Annotated in this window: 17 protein-coding genes; all 17 read left to right on the top strand. The window is 41.3% G+C overall.

Features of this window, described 5'->3' with window-relative positions; translation table 11 throughout:
• Positions 1 to 245: 245 nt before the first annotated feature.
• A complete protein-coding gene (locus G600_RS0112850; RefSeq protein WP_034246549.1) occupies positions 246 to 956 on the top strand; it encodes a LytR/AlgR family response regulator transcription factor in 711 nt (236 codons plus the stop codon).
• Entirely contained in the window at positions 953 to 2,233 is a 1,281-nt protein-coding gene (locus G600_RS15315; RefSeq protein ID WP_051195533.1) for a sensor histidine kinase, read from the top strand. Before G600_RS0112850 ends, G600_RS15315 begins: the two co-directional genes overlap by 4 nt.
• A gap of 174 nt (positions 2,234 to 2,407) precedes the next feature.
• Positions 2,408 to 3,247, top strand: a complete 840-nt coding sequence (locus G600_RS14735) for a hypothetical protein (RefSeq protein ID WP_051195532.1) — start codon at positions 2,408 to 2,410, stop codon at positions 3,245 to 3,247.
• 18 nt (positions 3,248 to 3,265) lie between these two features.
• Entirely contained in the window at positions 3,266 to 4,084 is an 819-nt protein-coding gene (locus G600_RS14730) for a DUF349 domain-containing protein (protein ID WP_051195531.1), read from the top strand.
• Between the two features lie 86 nt (positions 4,085 to 4,170).
• Positions 4,171 to 4,587, top strand: a complete 417-nt coding sequence (locus G600_RS0112830; protein ID WP_027432254.1) for a hypothetical protein — start codon at positions 4,171 to 4,173, stop codon at positions 4,585 to 4,587.
• Entirely contained in the window at positions 4,493 to 5,992 is a 1,500-nt protein-coding gene (locus tag G600_RS16115; RefSeq protein ID WP_162141506.1) for a hypothetical protein, read from the top strand. Before G600_RS0112830 ends, G600_RS16115 begins: the two co-directional genes overlap by 95 nt.
• Before the next feature lie 184 nt (positions 5,993 to 6,176).
• A complete protein-coding gene (locus G600_RS0112815; RefSeq protein ID WP_027432253.1) occupies positions 6,177 to 6,518 on the top strand; it encodes a hypothetical protein in 342 nt (113 codons plus the stop codon).
• Between the two features lie 41 nt (positions 6,519 to 6,559).
• Positions 6,560 to 7,201: a VanZ family protein gene (locus G600_RS0112810; protein WP_027432252.1), complete on the top strand. Its 642-nt coding sequence runs from the start codon at positions 6,560 to 6,562 to the stop codon at positions 7,199 to 7,201.
• A gap of 182 nt (positions 7,202 to 7,383) precedes the next feature.
• Entirely contained in the window at positions 7,384 to 8,097 is a 714-nt protein-coding gene (locus tag G600_RS0112805) for a LytR/AlgR family response regulator transcription factor (protein WP_027432251.1), read from the top strand.
• Complete coding sequence (locus tag G600_RS0112800; RefSeq protein WP_027432250.1) at positions 8,094 to 9,470, top strand: sensor histidine kinase; 1,377 nt, start codon at positions 8,094 to 8,096, stop codon at positions 9,468 to 9,470. The genes G600_RS0112805 and G600_RS0112800 overlap by 4 nt, the downstream gene beginning before the upstream one ends.
• A 257-nt stretch (positions 9,471 to 9,727) precedes the next feature.
• Entirely contained in the window at positions 9,728 to 10,168 is a 441-nt protein-coding gene (locus G600_RS0112795; protein WP_242826388.1) for a hypothetical protein, read from the top strand.
• Positions 10,169 to 10,212: 44 nt separating this feature from the next.
• On the top strand, positions 10,213 to 10,977 hold the full coding sequence (locus G600_RS14715) for a DUF6033 family protein (RefSeq protein WP_051195530.1): 765 nt from the start codon (positions 10,213 to 10,215) through the stop codon (positions 10,975 to 10,977).
• A 34-nt stretch (positions 10,978 to 11,011) separates the two neighbouring features.
• The gene (locus G600_RS0112785; RefSeq protein ID WP_027432248.1) at positions 11,012 to 11,845 is read left to right on the top strand and encodes a FlxA-like family protein; all 834 of its coding nucleotides are present in this window, start codon (positions 11,012 to 11,014) and stop codon (positions 11,843 to 11,845) included.
• A 50-nt stretch (positions 11,846 to 11,895) separates the two neighbouring features.
• Positions 11,896 to 12,669, top strand: coding sequence for a hypothetical protein (locus G600_RS16010; protein ID WP_027432247.1), 774 nt, complete (start codon positions 11,896 to 11,898; stop codon positions 12,667 to 12,669).
• Positions 12,670 to 12,697: 28 nt separating this feature from the next.
• Entirely contained in the window at positions 12,698 to 13,447 is a 750-nt protein-coding gene (locus G600_RS0112775) for a DUF6033 family protein (RefSeq protein ID WP_027432246.1), read from the top strand.
• 18 nt (positions 13,448 to 13,465) lie between these two features.
• A complete protein-coding gene (locus G600_RS14705; RefSeq protein WP_051195529.1) occupies positions 13,466 to 13,741 on the top strand; it encodes a hypothetical protein in 276 nt (91 codons plus the stop codon).
• Between the two features lie 71 nt (positions 13,742 to 13,812).
• Positions 13,813 to 14,516: hypothetical protein (locus tag G600_RS0112765; RefSeq protein ID WP_027432245.1), on the top strand; the 704-nt coding region annotated here is incomplete at its 3' end.

Here is a 14,516-nt window from a genome sequence, read left to right as displayed (position 1 = left end):
CCGAAATGAGGCGGCTGATGGAAATGCTGGTGGTCGCAGAGAGGGAGCGGAAGTTTGTGATACATTTTGGGGTGTAAAATGATGTGAGGCAAGGTGCCCGTGGTTGTCTGCGATCAGCGGATGGCTGCGGGCTTTTTTGTTTATAGTCGTTTTATGACATTTTATAGTCGTTTTATGCAGAGGCATTTTATTTGCGGAGCGGAATTCCGATATAATATAGATAGACTATGGGAAGAAGGTGGACTATGAAAATCGCAGTCTGTGATGATGACAAAAAGGATATTGCGAGGCTAAAGAAGCTTATTGAAGCGTATGACGCTGAGAATAATATCAGCTTTTCCATATCGGAATATGAGTCCGGTTCAGAGCTGTTGAAGGCTGTCAGCAATGGGGAAGATGTGGATATAATTTTCCTGGATATCAATATGGATGATATGGACGGATTGTCTGTGGCAAAGAAAATACGGGAAGAAATGGATGATGTTCCAATCATTCTTGTTACGGCATTTATGAACTATGCGCTTGACGGGTATAAGGTACGGGCAAGCAGGTTTCTAATAAAAGACGATCTGGATAAGACTTTTACCGAGTGCATGGATGATATTTGTGGTGAGATAAGGAGAAAGTCCAAGGTTATCACATTTCCATGCGTTGAAGGAAAAATGAGGTTGAACGCATCGGATATTATTCTGATTGAGACATCCGGGCGTAAAAATATGATCCGGCTGCAGAACCAGACATATCAGATTTATGAGAAGTTGGATGTTTTGGAAGAGCAGCTTAGGGGATATGGGTTTTTGCGTACCCATAACAGCTTTCTTGTCAATATGAAGCATATCAGGGGAATCAACAGTTATATCCTGACATTGGATAATGACAGGCAGATTCCTGTACCGAAAGCAAGATATAAACAGGTGCGGCAGGAGTACGCATTGTTTGTGGGGAAAGAATTATGATGGATTTCGTGGTTTTGTTTATCACAGTCTTAATAGAGACAGCAGTATGTATATTTTATTATGACTCTTTTATTGAGTACAAAGGGAATAAACTGCATAAGTTGCTCTCCTATATCGTGATTGTAATGCTTTTAATAGGCAATGCTTTATTGTTTGAAATAATACCTGAACAGTACTATCCTATAAAACTTTTACCGTACATTGCGATACATATTTTTTTTATAAAGCTATGCTACAGGGCAAGCTGGATAATGAGTATTTTCTTTTCCGGGTCATCAATTCTTTTGCAGATTCTTTTGCAGACTTTAGTAATTGTACTATTTCAGCTTAAGTATAGTGATAATCCGTTTTTAATAAATTTCATGGCAGTTTTGGCCTGTCTCATATCTCTATGTATAGAGATTTTTCTCAGAAAAAAACTGCCTTTGTTGAAAGAGTACTTGAAAAAAGAATATGCACTGCTTAAGTCTTTTATATGGCTTCCACTTGTTACGGCAATCGTGGGACTGTTTTCCTATGCATTTTTTGTATCACCGTCAGGCAACATGATGTTTCAGGGAATTGTGTCGGCTGTGCTGCTTGTGGTTAATATTTTTTCACTGTTTCTTTTGCAGGATTCCCTGATAAAGGATGAGAAACTTCGGAAATCCGAGATACAGATTGAGAATAAGCAGAACCAGCTTCAGGCGTTCCGTGATATGCAGACGTTGTATGAAAGGCAGGGACGGAAACTTCATGATTACAAGAAGCAGATTACTACATTACAGGAGCTTCTAAAGGGCGGCGATACGGAGGCTGCGATTGAGTTTACGGAACAGCTGACGAAAAGCATTTCTGTTGAAATGTCTGAAGTAAATGTTGGGCATCCGGTTGTGAATGCAGTTCTGAATCAGCAGTATCGTGTAGCTAAAGGGAAGAATATTGGGATGACATTTGCTGTCAGTGATCTTCACGATATCGGGATTTCTGATGATGATATCGTTGTACTGCTTGGAAATTTGATAGAGAATGCGATACATGAATGTGAAAAGGTGATATCGCACGGACAGAAAGCATCCATCCAGGTAAAATTTGTGGAAAAGGATTCCAGGCTGATCTTCACGGTGCGTAATCCGGTCGTGCAGAAAGTGGAGATTACGGATAATAAGATTAAGGGAACGTCAATAGATGGACATGGGATCGGGCTGTCAAATGTGGAGAGCGTGGTTGAAAAATATGGTGGGACTTTTGCAATTTCCTGTGATGAAAAAGAATTTACTGCGGTGGCTATGATTTAGGTGATGGTCGTTTTTTGTCATTTCATAGTCGTTTTATGCATAGGACTTTATAGAAGAAGTCGGATTGTCGATAAAATGAATATAACAGATAAAGGCTAAGGAGAGCATCTGTAATCAAGGGAATGATTCATACCTGTTTACGGATGCTTTTTATCATAGTGATGGAGGTTCAATATGGATATTAACAGTTTGAGTGGTGTGGCTAGCACATATAGTTACGCAAATCAAATCAGGAATAAGTCGGTTTCATCATCTGATTTTGCAAATTCGCTGAAAGAGGCTTATTCCATTGATAAATCCGCATCGACAGAATTGGGCTTTGAGGATATGTGGAAGACCAAATTTCCCGGAGCTAAATACCATGTAATGGATGCTTCTGCAATCTCTCAGGGAGTATGGGAACGCAATGATTTTCCATTTGAGAAATTCTTTGAGGATGATGTTGATGAATCTGTTCTAAATTGGAAACCAATGGGGCAAGATCCGGATATGGATGATTCCAGCGTTCAGTCTAGATTAGATTCGACGTTGGGAGGAAAGGCAATAGTTGTTCCGCCAGAATTGGAAGAGAAAATGAAGAATAATCCTGAACTTGCTCAAAAGGTCATGGATAAAGTTGATAGTTTTATTGCAAACCATCCTACAAGACCGGGACGGGTATTATCATACTTGATTGCATTGGACGAAAATGGAGACATTGCACATTTTCGAGTAACAGGTGGCGGAGGTCACATATCTGGTCCTTCAGAAGAAGAATTAAAACAGTTCGAGGAAGAGCAGAAAGCAAAGAGGGAGAAAAAAGCAAAGCAAGAGCGTGAGAATATAGAACGGAGTCAAGAGGCCGCAGTTGAACGCAGACGTATTCAGGAAGAAATCTATCACAGGAAAAGTATAGAAGCTGTTCTTAACGAGCAGATGCTTGGCTCGGGAACATTTGCTTTTGGAGATACCCCAGAAAGCATGTTAGCAGCTTATGGAGTGGGGTTATCAATCCCTAATGGTTCGGATTTATAAGAAAAGGTCGGTGATGATATGAACAATACTATTGATGTAAATGGAATGACGAGTTATTATAGCAGCTTTATCAAATCGGTTACGTCTCAGACATCGGTGGATAAAGGTTCGAAGATTAATAGTGGAACTGTGACCGGTGAAAAGGATTCATTTATTTCTACGCTAAGTTCAAAGGTGGAAACGGCTGGTGCCGTAGAGGGAGTAACTACTGTATCTACGAAAGATATGACGATGGAGGAGTACAAGCAGTATATTTCTGATAAGATATCAAGCTTTCCATTTCATCCATCTAAAGCAGGTGAATCGTATTCTATCAATATTTCTGATGCAGGTTTTGAAGCAATGAAAAATGATCCGGAATATGAAAAATGGGTACTTGACGATCTGAAAACTTGTTTTGCAATGCCGGTACCCTCATGGTATCAGGCAATGGGCGGACCATCCACTTATACCATATTTAATTATGGGGCAACTAAAGAGGAATTTTCCGGGCAAAGATTTCCTGTAGGAGTACAAGGAAATAAAGCACGATTTGAGTCTTCTGCAGAAAACAATTTCTGGACAAGACGAGCAGAGTCGAGGAAACAGGTAGAGGCACAGATGCAGAAAAACGCTATTAGAAAAAAACAAATGGAGGAGGAATTGGAAGAAAAATGGCTACAGGAAGCGGCTGAGAAGAGACAGGCATACATTGATTTTCTGAATGGAGATAAAGTATTTAAGACAAACAGCATTTCGGAGCTCAACGATTTCTTTCAGATTCCGTCAGATACTAAAGTAGCAGGGATATTATCAGCGTATGAAGCCGGTACATTTGTGGGTGGCGGACTGATATAAATAATCATAGATAGTTGAATACCGCTCGGTCCTTTCCGGGGAGCGGTGCGGCTCTGACTGATAGATGAGCTGCGGAAAGGAGAAAAATGGCTATAAATGGTTTAGGAAATTATGGGATTTTCTATGGGGTTCAATCTACACAAACAACAAAAAGAGAAAAAACAGTTACAGAGGATCAGGGTACAGACGACTTTGCAGGCGTATTGTCTGATATGTATAAGGAAGATGGAGTGAACGGCTTTGATCGTACGAAGATGGGGAATACTCCAAATGTGCTTCCATCGTTTGTTGGTCGGGTTTTTACAGAAGAGGAACTATATCAATATGTGGATGACAAAGTACAGAGCAATCAGGATAAAAAGAAATCTCTGTTTGATATGTTAAAAGATTCTTGCCCTGAAGGGACAAATGCTACTTTCAAGTTTGCAGGAGAATCAAAGATATACAACTTTTATGATTTTATTGATGAGTTTAAAAAAAGATCCGAGGCAGGCAGAAGGTGAGGTGCACTATATGCAGGTTAATCCTATAGTAGGAAATACATATGTTCCGAAGTCAAATCAAACCAGTAGATCGTCGGTTAATGGATTTATGAGTACGATGGCTAAGGCGGCCGGTGAATCCTCCAGTTACAAGGTTTATTTGAAGAAGGATGATATGCTTTATTCCGGCGGAAATGGAACCGGCCTGTCATTCTATTTGAAGTATGCGGAAGACTCGACAGCGGATAATCCAAAGGTGGTTGCTCGTGGCGTTGACGAGAACGGAAAGGAATTTGAGCAGACAATCAATGTGAAGGATGTTAATCCTCAAAACGCAACCGTTGTTGAGATGCACGCACTAGAAGCGGTGAGCGGTGCACCTAAGAGAAATGGTTTGACATCGTTGCCAATGGGGAGTGAGAATGTTGGGCTAAATCAGAGACAGGATTTTATGGCGGCTTTTAAGAAAAATATAGCAGATATGAATCTGCTTGGAGAATATGTGATTGCTCAAGAATATGGCAAATTGCTTCATTTTTATGAAAAGTTCGAAGATGCTGGTTTTTCAAAAACGAATCAAGATAATATTACAGGTGTATCTTCTACAGCATTTTCAAGTAATAATGTACTGAAAGATATTATTACATTAGGTAATGACATAAAAACTGTTAATGCATCAGAATTCAAGGAAGTTCAGAGTGCAAATTATAAATTAGTGCCGGAGTCAGATGTGGGTGCTCTTCGCATATATGTTGATGGTGAAAGCGCAGGGCTCTTCTTTCCAGAAAACATGACTATTCAAGAAGATCCAACAACTGGACTTAAGGTGTTGGTGGGAGAGATCCCCGGTGTGAAAGATAGTTGGTATGATGCGATACCGGTAACGGATGAACTTGAAAAGGCGTTGACAGAAGCTATAGGGGTTGATGAAATTCCGCATAAAAAACTTGAGGGATTTTATATCGGGACACATGAAGGAACAGGAATCCGATATCTCATGAGACCTGGAGATGAAGGAAGGGGTGGCAAGGTCCTTCTGTGCAATGCTGTTGATGAGGCGAGATATAAAGCATTAGCTGAAGAATATGCGAAAAAATATCCTAATTTAGTTACTTCTCAGGAGGCAGGACTATTTTATGCAAGCTTAGAAATCCGCGGAATGGCTCACAGAGGGGAAAACGGCATTGTCATGACTCATCCGGGTAATATTTCCTACAATGATAATGATGATGCAAAAAAGAACTGGTCAGCCAAGATTGATGAGAGAACATGGGAGTTGATGCTTGGCTGGTTTGAAAATCATAGATTAAATACTGAAGAAATGACAATGTTTAAGTATTGGGATGATTTGATTAACAAAATCGGTGGCAGTTATGAAAGAATTTGGTCGGATGAAGAAGAACGGCAGGGGTATCTGTATCAGTGATCCTATAATAATTATGCTGATATATGTTGAGACTTGAATTTTGAATAATGATGACGGATACGGGACAGATATATAAATGGAGGATAATAATATTCTTTTTTACATATGTGTTTCTTTGTAAAGTAATTGGGATTTGTCGGACTAACCAACAGTAATACTGTATTGTAATAAAACGGAGGAAAAGATGGCAGGAACAATTATATCAGGGGTGATTTTCGGTTTGGTTGCACTGGTAATGTTTGGGATAGGAATCAGCCAGTTGAAGAGTAAAGATCCCGTGGGATTTTATACAGGAGAAAAGCCACCGGAAAAAGAGAGTTTATCAGATGTAAATACTTGGAATAAGAAGCATGGTACGATGTGGGTTATCTACGGAGTATGCCTGGTATGTTCGTGGATATGCTCTGCGTTTATTGGAGATAGTTTTTATTCAGGAATTCCCTTGGTAGTGGGGGTTCTTGCTCCTATAGTTATTATGGTCATTTGTCATCATATACTTGTGAAGAAGTATATTTTAACTGAATAGTTAACCTTGTTATAAAAAATTGACGAAGGAAGGTTATATTAGTGGATTTGAAGTTTATAAGTCACCATCTGATAAGTGGATACATTCCAATGATAGTGGCATTATTAATGTATTATACAGTTTTGATTGCTGCGAAGAAAAAGCAAACCTTAGCACATATTATTGTTTCATTTGTATTCTGCTTTTATTTAATCGGGATATTGACTATGACGGGAAATTGTCTTTGGGGAAGCTTTTCTCCAAGAATTGTATATGTTCCGCTTGTGGATATGATAAGTGGACCTAAAGACACATTCCTTAACATGTTGTTATTTGTACCGTTGGGACTTTTTCTGCCGTTGCTCTATGGAAAATATGATAGGCTTCCGAAGATAGCTTTTGCAGGATTTCTGATTTCGCTTTCTATAGAGATTGCTCAGATGTTCGGAAGAGGGGCAACGGATATAAATGATTTGATAACGAATACGGTTGGTGCTTGTTTGGGATATGGAATTTATAAATTGCTGCGAAAAGCCATTCCAGATTCATGGATGAAGAAGATACAGGTTTCTGGAGTTCAATGTTATTATGAGGTACCTATATTTTGGATAAGTTCATTATTATTGATGCTAACCGTTCAGATATCGATCTTTCATGTGCTGTTTGCTGTAAGTAAGCCAAGTGGTGAAATACATGTTTGGTAATTATAATCTGATGTTATTAACAAAAGGTGCCCGTGGTTATCGGTGATGAGCCGATGACTGCGGGCTTATTTTTGTGCGTTATTTTACCGTTCACTGCAAAAAATCGACCGTTCACATCATAGGTAGCAGAAATCCATGTATAACATCCGATATAATTATAAAGTATACCTTGGAGGGATTTGATGCGAATAGCCATTTGTGATGATGAAAAAAGAATATGTGCCATCCTTGCCGAGAAAGTTGGAAAGATCTGTCCTGAGGCAGAGATCATGACTTATGCATCCGGAGAGGAATTACTTGGCGCGGATATATTGCCGGATATTCTCCTGCTTGATATTAAAATGCTTGGAATGAGCGGCATGGATGTGGCAAAGACATTGCGGAACAGGGATTGGAGAAAGATACTGATCTTTATTACAGGTGAGGAAGACCAGGTATTCAACTCATTTGATCTTCAGGCGTTCCACTTCCTTGTGAAGCCGGTGGCTGACGAAAAGCTTAAGGAAGTGCTTGAGAATGCAGTGAAGGGCTTGGAGAGATTCGGGGCAGAATCCGGTAAGCAAGATAAATATATTGAGATCCAGTCCGGTACATCGCATATCAGGGTGAATCTGTCCCTGCTTTTATATGCAGAAGTATATGACAGAAAGACCATCCTTCACATGAAGAATGAGAGCATAGAGTATTACGGACAGTTATCAGTGCTTGAAAATCTTGTCGGGAAAGATTTCTACCGTATACATAGGTCTTATCTTGTAAATATGAAATATGTGGAGAGATATGACCGCACGTCAGTAACACTCACGGGTGGAGACAATATCCCTATATCAAGAAGGGAATACGATGGATTCCTGAAAGCCTATCTGGAATACAGCCGCAGGAGGATTGATTCATGAGTATTGAAAATATGTGGGATATAGCCAGTACTATATCCGCCATAGCAGGATTGTTTGTCAGCGCGATCCTTGTAGCAAGGTTCTATGTCTCTTATATGATAAAAAAGAAGTCAGCAGTTCTGACAGGGACAGTATTCTTTGCGGTAATGACGATTCTTTATCTGATTCCGTTTTCTATGTCAGGCGTGGTGGCATATATTATCGGGATCATAGCAGTTTGTCTTACATCATTGCTTTGTGAGAGAAGAAACCTGCCGCAGAAGGTTTTTCTTTCGATGACGATATATATGTTCCTGTGGATATCTCAAGTGATCGCGGCTCTGCCCTGGAAGCTGATAAGTGTTCTTACCTTTATGAGAGAGTCATCGGATGATCTCGGAAAGCAGTTCGCCTGGTTTATTGTTGCCCTGGTCCTGCTTGTTGCGGTAGAAAACGCTCTGTTGTTTTTGGAGATACTAATTTCGGAAAAAGTATATGCCAGGAAGAATGAGAGGATGGAGTGGAGGGAGCTGACATTGCTTGCATCTCCTTATGTGGCAGTCATTGCCGGATATTGGATCAGTTCATTTCTCTCAGATGTATATGTGAAAAATACCGGTGTATATGTTTGGAATAATTACCCGGTTTACGATGGAATCCGTGCATTGTTTGGAGTGATAGCATTTTTGGCGGCTATTACGGTCATGTACTCTTATCAGCGTATGAAACAGTCACAGGAGGATGCACTGCAGAATGCCCTTGTATCCAAGCAGGTGGAAGAACTGTCAGGACATGTGCATACGATAGAAGCATTGTATTCCGATATCCGCGGGATAAGACATGATATCAATAACCATATCATGGTTCTTGGGAATTTGCTTGATAAAGGCGAGACTGAGGAGGCGGCAAAATACCTTAATGACTGGCAAAACGGATTTCCTATGCCGGAGATCAATGCAAAGACAGGGAATCCCGTCACGGATATCGTTATTTCCGAGAAGATGCGTGAGGCTGAGGAAGCAGGGGTAGAGTTCGTACAGAACTTCCATTATCCGTCAAGCGGGAAGGTGGAATCCATTGATATCGGTATCATTTTGAATAATGCACTGTCCAATGCGATTAGGGCGGCATCAGGAAGCAAGGATCCGCGTGTAGAAGTGAAGGCCTGGAAGAATAACAATGCCTATCTGATACAGGTAAAGAACAGTTTTGCCGGGAAACTTATGCTGGATCCCCAGACCGAACTTCCAGAGACATCAAAGGATGATAAGGAAAGCCACGGATATGGGCTGATGAACATGAAACGGATTACAGAGAAATACTACGGCACCATACAGCTTGAACAGCGTGAGGATATGGTAATTTTTACGGCTTTACTGATGATTCCGGAATAGGATTTTACCGTTTACCTCAATAATCCTGCCGTTCACTACATAAGGGTTTATATGTGTATTCCGGCTTCCGAAAAAGAGAATAGATGAGTATATCTTTTTGCCCGTCGGATTGGAGGGCTGGTATGAATATAAAAATGCAGAGTATAAACCTGTTCAGTAATAATGGTCTGAAGAGCACACAGGATCGGTTGGAAAGGCAGGCTAAGAGGGATAATCAGATTGCTTTTTTTGAACAACAAAAAGAGAATCTTAAAAATATGAAAGCTGACTCGATTGAGGATATATCAAGAAAGCTTGATCTTTTACATGGTTACGATGATCAGATTGCGGCGGCAAAGGCAGAATATAATAACTCACAGATGTTCCATGTGCTTGATGAGGCGAGGGAGCTTGCAGAAAAGATTGCGGAAGAGGCTGAGAAGTATGCTCCGAAGACTCCGGAAGAACGACTTGAAGATATGATCGAAGAGGCAACTGGTGTTGATAAGGATGCTGGAATGCTTGCTGAGGCAATGGATGAACTGGAAGAGATTGCAGAAGAGATGGCGGAGGAAACGGTAGAAGAACTCGATGAAATGTCAGAAGAGTTAGAAGAAGTAAAAAATGCTGATAAAACACAAGCTGAGATGGAAGTTGCAAGTAAGGTTTTAACCGGTGATCTGCCGGAGAAATATAAAAGGATTGACTACCGCATATAATGTGAAATGGATTTCAAATCTATATGTCAAAGGAGGACGAGAGTATGGCGATGGAAATTAACAGTGTATATGGTAATTATGCAAGTACCTATACGAATCCAAAAGAAACAAAACAGACAAAGTCTGCTGGCGAAACAACCAAGGCAAGTGAAGCAAAGCGATCAGAATCTACAGCTCAGACCACTCAGGATTATTTGAACAATCTGCGCAAGAAGTACTCTGATGTAAACATCACGGTTGTTGATTTCAAGAGTGAGAAGCAAGAACTATCATATATGCTTGGCTGTAGTGGAGGAAATAATTTAGCTATATCAGCATCTATGGTTGAAAAAATGGCGAAAGATCCTGGAACAGCTGCAAAGTATGAAAAAATAATTGCGGATATTCCTGACACTGCAAAAGAAATGAAAGAATTAACTGAGTCCAGACCGGGAAGTAAACTTATTGCTTCTGGTGTAAAAGTTGATAAAGACGGAAACATCACATATTGGGGTGTTAGCAGCAGAATTGGAGAAGGTCCCGGCACCAAGGAAAAGATGCAGAAGATGCTGGAAGAAAAACGGATCGAGAAAAAGAAACAGGAAAAGGCTGAGACTTCAAGAAAAGAAAAACTGAAGGAGCAGGAAAAACTCGAAGAGAAACAGGCTGAACGGAGAGCGGAAGAGAAAGAGCGGATGGAACTACTGATCTCCAAGGGGGATTCTGCAGAAGAAGTGGTTTCAAAATTAGGTAAGGGGGAAGCTGAGGTCGTATCAGAAGGCGCTATAAGCAGCATGGAGGCGGGAAGTCGGCTGAACATTACAGTTTAAGTATGACTTACAAGAAATCAAGGAGGATAACATCATGAATGTAAATGGAATTAACGGAAACGGAACAGGCGTACAAGCTTTTCAGATGAGAATGAATCAGGGGACGGATGCTGTCAGCAAGAATATCCAGAACCAGATTGCAAATGCTCAGAAGCAGATGCAGGAGCTTGGTGAGAATAAGGAGATGTCGCTGGAGGAAAAGATGAAGAAGCGACAGGAGATCCAGCAGCAGATCAGCGACTTGCAGAACCAGCTCCGACAGCATCAGATTGAACAGAGGAAGGAGAACCAGCAGAAGAGCGGATCTTCTATGGATGATATGCTTGGAGGCAGCAGACAGACTTCGAGAAAAACTAAAGGTGGCACCGGGATGTCAAGCGCCAGTATGCAGGCTATCATTTCAGCCGATTCATCCATGCATCAGGTCAAGGTGCAGGGAGCGGTGAAGTCTGAAATGGAAGGCAAGGCCGGAGTTTTAGAGTCAGAGATCAAACTGGATGAAGCACGGGGCGGCGATACCACGAAAAAGAGAGAAGAGCTTGCAGAGGTTGAAAAAAAGGCAGAGGATATAACAGCTTCTCAGATGGAGATTCTGTCCGATGCAAATAAGAAAATGGAAGAGGCTGCCAAGGCAGATCAGGAAACTGCGAAGCACGAGAAGACTGAAGGTAAGGATAAGACTGATAAGAAGGACAAGACAGACAAAGAAGACATCGGTGTTGTTTCTGAAGATGATGGTACCCAGGTTGAAGCTGTACATGAAACGGACTATGAGTATGAGCCGATCGACGTTGTATCAGAGGGTGTTTCGGTGAGCACGGGTTCTGTGGCGGAGCCTGCCGGAAATAATGTTGATTTGAAGGTCTGATATGAAGTTTTTGTGCATGGATGCTGATTGAAGATAAGGAGGTCTGGGTTATGTCTACAATACGGGAATATGCCGGAAGCAATGATTATTTTGATGATTCTTATGCCAGCAAATATAAGAATTATTCCAATGCGTTTCTTGAGGGCTTAAGCGTATCGTCTGATAACAGCAGTGCTTTTAACCTTTCCGATTATGCCATGATCAAAAATGGAACCTACGGAAAGCTGATGAAGGCTTATTATGCGAAGGAAAAGGCCGAACAGGCTTCTTCCGATGGAGACAGCAAGCCGAAACTATCTCTTATGGCAGGAAATGCAGGCTCTATGGCGAAATCTGCTCAGGCGTTGACGCAGGATTCGCTATGGGAGAAGAAAACCATAAAGGAAAAGGACGAAAAAACCGGGGAAGAAACGGAAAAAGAGGATTATGATTGGAAGGCCATAACCAAGGCGTTGAAGTCCTTTATTGACGATTATAATGCTACGGTTGAAGCGGCAGGAGAATCTAACAACAAGAATGTCCTGCGTAATGCAGCGTGGATGACCAAGACTACATCTATGAGCGAAAGACTGCTAAGTAAGGTGGGTATTTCTGTCGAAAGCGGAAACAAGCTTGAACTGGACGAGGATAAGCTGAAAGAAGCTGATATATCCACATTAAAGACGCTGTTCACCGGGCATAATTCCTATGCGGATAAAATGATGTCCAAGGGGAATGCCATAGCTATGGCTGCGGCAAATGCCGGTGGAACATATACGAGCAGCGGAACATATTCTTCTGCGCTATCACAGCTTGTGTCCGGGAAGATTGATACGAAGGAATAGAGCGATATTAGGAAGGGAGCGAGAAGATATGAGTAAAATTGGCGGGTATGTGGCATTTGGCACGGATTTTCAAAAGAAAATTTATGAAAAGGTAAAGCCTGAAAATAAGCGGACGGATAAAAAGCCTGTTGAAAAATATGGTGCGGCTCAACAGCTGGCTTCAAAACAGCCCGAGCTTAGCCAGGGTGCAAAGGATCTTTTGAATGAGATGCAGAAGAAATACGGGGATATGGATTTCTTTGTTGCGGATTATTCGTCCGATGATGAGGCTCAGAAGTATCTTTCCAGAGGCAGCAAGGATTACAGTGTCCTGATCGAGCCGGAGCTTCTTGAGAAGATGGCGGCAGATGAAAGCGTTAAGGAAAAATATCTTAGCGTGATTGATGATGCCAAGAATAAAATATTGGAGGCAAAAGAAGAGATTGCCAAGATGGATGACTCTGCGGAAGTCGGGAAAAAGTCTGACATAAAGAGCATTGGTTTTTCAGTAAAGTCGGACGGCAGTGTTTCCTTCTTTGCTGAGTTGGAGAAGAGTTCTGCCGACCAGCAGAAGCGTATCGAGGAATTAAGGGAAGAGAAACGGGCTAAGAAGAAGGAAGATGAAAAAGAGACAAAGGCTAAAAAGCTGGATGAACAGCGGGAAGCAAGGTTCAAGAAAGGACTTGTGAAGGCTGATTCGATTGATGAGTTGGTGAAGGGTATCCAGGAATTTGACTGGGAAAATGCTTCGGAGGAAGTGAGAACGAGGGCTGGGGGAAGGCTGGATGTGAGGATGTAGGAGTTTTAAGGTAACGATATGTTGAAACATCAATTTGGAATGATGATGGCGGATCCGGAGCCGGGACAGATATTTGAAGAGTATGAGCCGAATAAGTATGATTGCATTGCGGTTGACGATGAGTATGTGCAGGCTGTGGCTGAGAAGCTGGCAGGAGTCAGGGTTTATTGGCATGGGTTGGACAGATCTGAGTCCGGGCTGGCGTATCATGGGATCACACTAATCCCGCCGGAGTCGATCGCGGAAGTGATAGAAGCGGTCAGGGGTGGAAATGAACGCACCCTTTTGTTATGAATAAACCGCTCGGATCTTGAATAGCAGATGGGCTACAGAAGAGGCATGCTATTCTGAATGGAGTCAGATATATGAGAATAAATAAAAACACAAATCTGATGAGTCTATTATCAAATCAGAGAATAAAAACTACACAGTCATCGAAAAAAAGTGCAATATCATTGGGAATGAGAGACAGTTATGTTCATGGTGATATTACTTCTTGCGTCTACTCTGCAAATAGTGGATTGAAGCGTGGTAGAGCCACTTCATCTGTTTTAGACATTATCAATTTCAATTATCTGGATATTATGAAGCAGAAGTGTGACAAGCAGTTTAGCTTTATTATAGGTGGAAAAGAGTACCTTAAAAGCGAGTTGCCTGCAGTAAGTGCCGATAAGTGTGAAGAGATTAAAGCCGTCAATAATACTGTTGATTTTTCCAATGGCCGGTATTACAAGTATACTGAAAAGGATGGACGGGTTCATACATTTACATGCACGAATGATCATGTAGATCAGCCGTATTCGGATCTAGTTTCCGGACGACAGAGTGATGACAGCTATCAGGTTGCTAAGTTTTGGAATATGCTTTCGAGGGATGGGACATATTTGAGTTTGTATTATTCCAAAGAGAAGCAGGAGCAATTTCTTAATGATGCCGGAATTACAAAAGGATTCTTTACGGTAAAGACGGGAGACCATAAGCAGGAATACTATTATTCACATGGGAACGCAGGGGTTGCAGTTCGAAAATTTGAATACGATGCTACATATGATATGTTTGCAAAGAGGGG

The sequence above is a fragment of the Lachnospira multipara ATCC 19207 genome (assembly GCF_000424105.1).
Taxonomy (GTDB): Bacteria; Bacillota; Clostridia; order Lachnospirales; family Lachnospiraceae; genus Lachnospira; species Lachnospira multipara.
This window is presented reverse-complemented; position numbering and strand designations above follow the sequence as displayed.

Excerpts from the sequence above, each read along its gene's own strand:
- G600_RS0112850 (WP_034246549.1), top strand. The coding sequence starts at position 246 with ATGAAAATCGCAGTCTGTGATGATGACAAAAAGGATATTGCGAGGCTA.
- G600_RS15315 (WP_051195533.1), top strand. The coding sequence starts at position 953 with ATGATGGATTTCGTGGTTTTGTTTATCACAGTCTTAATAGAGACAGCA.
- G600_RS14735 (WP_051195532.1), top strand. The coding sequence starts at position 2,408 with ATGGATATTAACAGTTTGAGTGGTGTGGCTAGCACATATAGTTACGCA.
- G600_RS14730 (WP_051195531.1), top strand. The coding sequence starts at position 3,266 with ATGAACAATACTATTGATGTAAATGGAATGACGAGTTATTATAGCAGC.
- G600_RS0112830 (WP_027432254.1), top strand. The coding sequence starts at position 4,171 with ATGGCTATAAATGGTTTAGGAAATTATGGGATTTTCTATGGGGTTCAA.
- G600_RS16115 (WP_162141506.1), top strand. The coding sequence starts at position 4,493 with ATGCTACTTTCAAGTTTGCAGGAGAATCAAAGATATACAACTTTTATG.
- G600_RS0112815 (WP_027432253.1), top strand. The coding sequence starts at position 6,177 with ATGGCAGGAACAATTATATCAGGGGTGATTTTCGGTTTGGTTGCACTG.
- G600_RS0112805 (WP_027432251.1), top strand. The coding sequence starts at position 7,384 with ATGCGAATAGCCATTTGTGATGATGAAAAAAGAATATGTGCCATCCTT.
- G600_RS0112800 (WP_027432250.1), top strand. The coding sequence starts at position 8,094 with ATGAGTATTGAAAATATGTGGGATATAGCCAGTACTATATCCGCCATA.
- G600_RS0112795 (WP_242826388.1), top strand. The coding sequence starts at position 9,728 with ATGAAAGCTGACTCGATTGAGGATATATCAAGAAAGCTTGATCTTTTA.
- G600_RS14715 (WP_051195530.1), top strand. The coding sequence starts at position 10,213 with ATGGCGATGGAAATTAACAGTGTATATGGTAATTATGCAAGTACCTAT.
- G600_RS0112785 (WP_027432248.1), top strand. The coding sequence starts at position 11,012 with ATGAATGTAAATGGAATTAACGGAAACGGAACAGGCGTACAAGCTTTT.
- G600_RS16010 (WP_027432247.1), top strand. The coding sequence starts at position 11,896 with ATGTCTACAATACGGGAATATGCCGGAAGCAATGATTATTTTGATGAT.
- G600_RS0112775 (WP_027432246.1), top strand. The coding sequence starts at position 12,698 with ATGAGTAAAATTGGCGGGTATGTGGCATTTGGCACGGATTTTCAAAAG.
- G600_RS14705 (WP_051195529.1), top strand. The coding sequence starts at position 13,466 with ATGTTGAAACATCAATTTGGAATGATGATGGCGGATCCGGAGCCGGGA.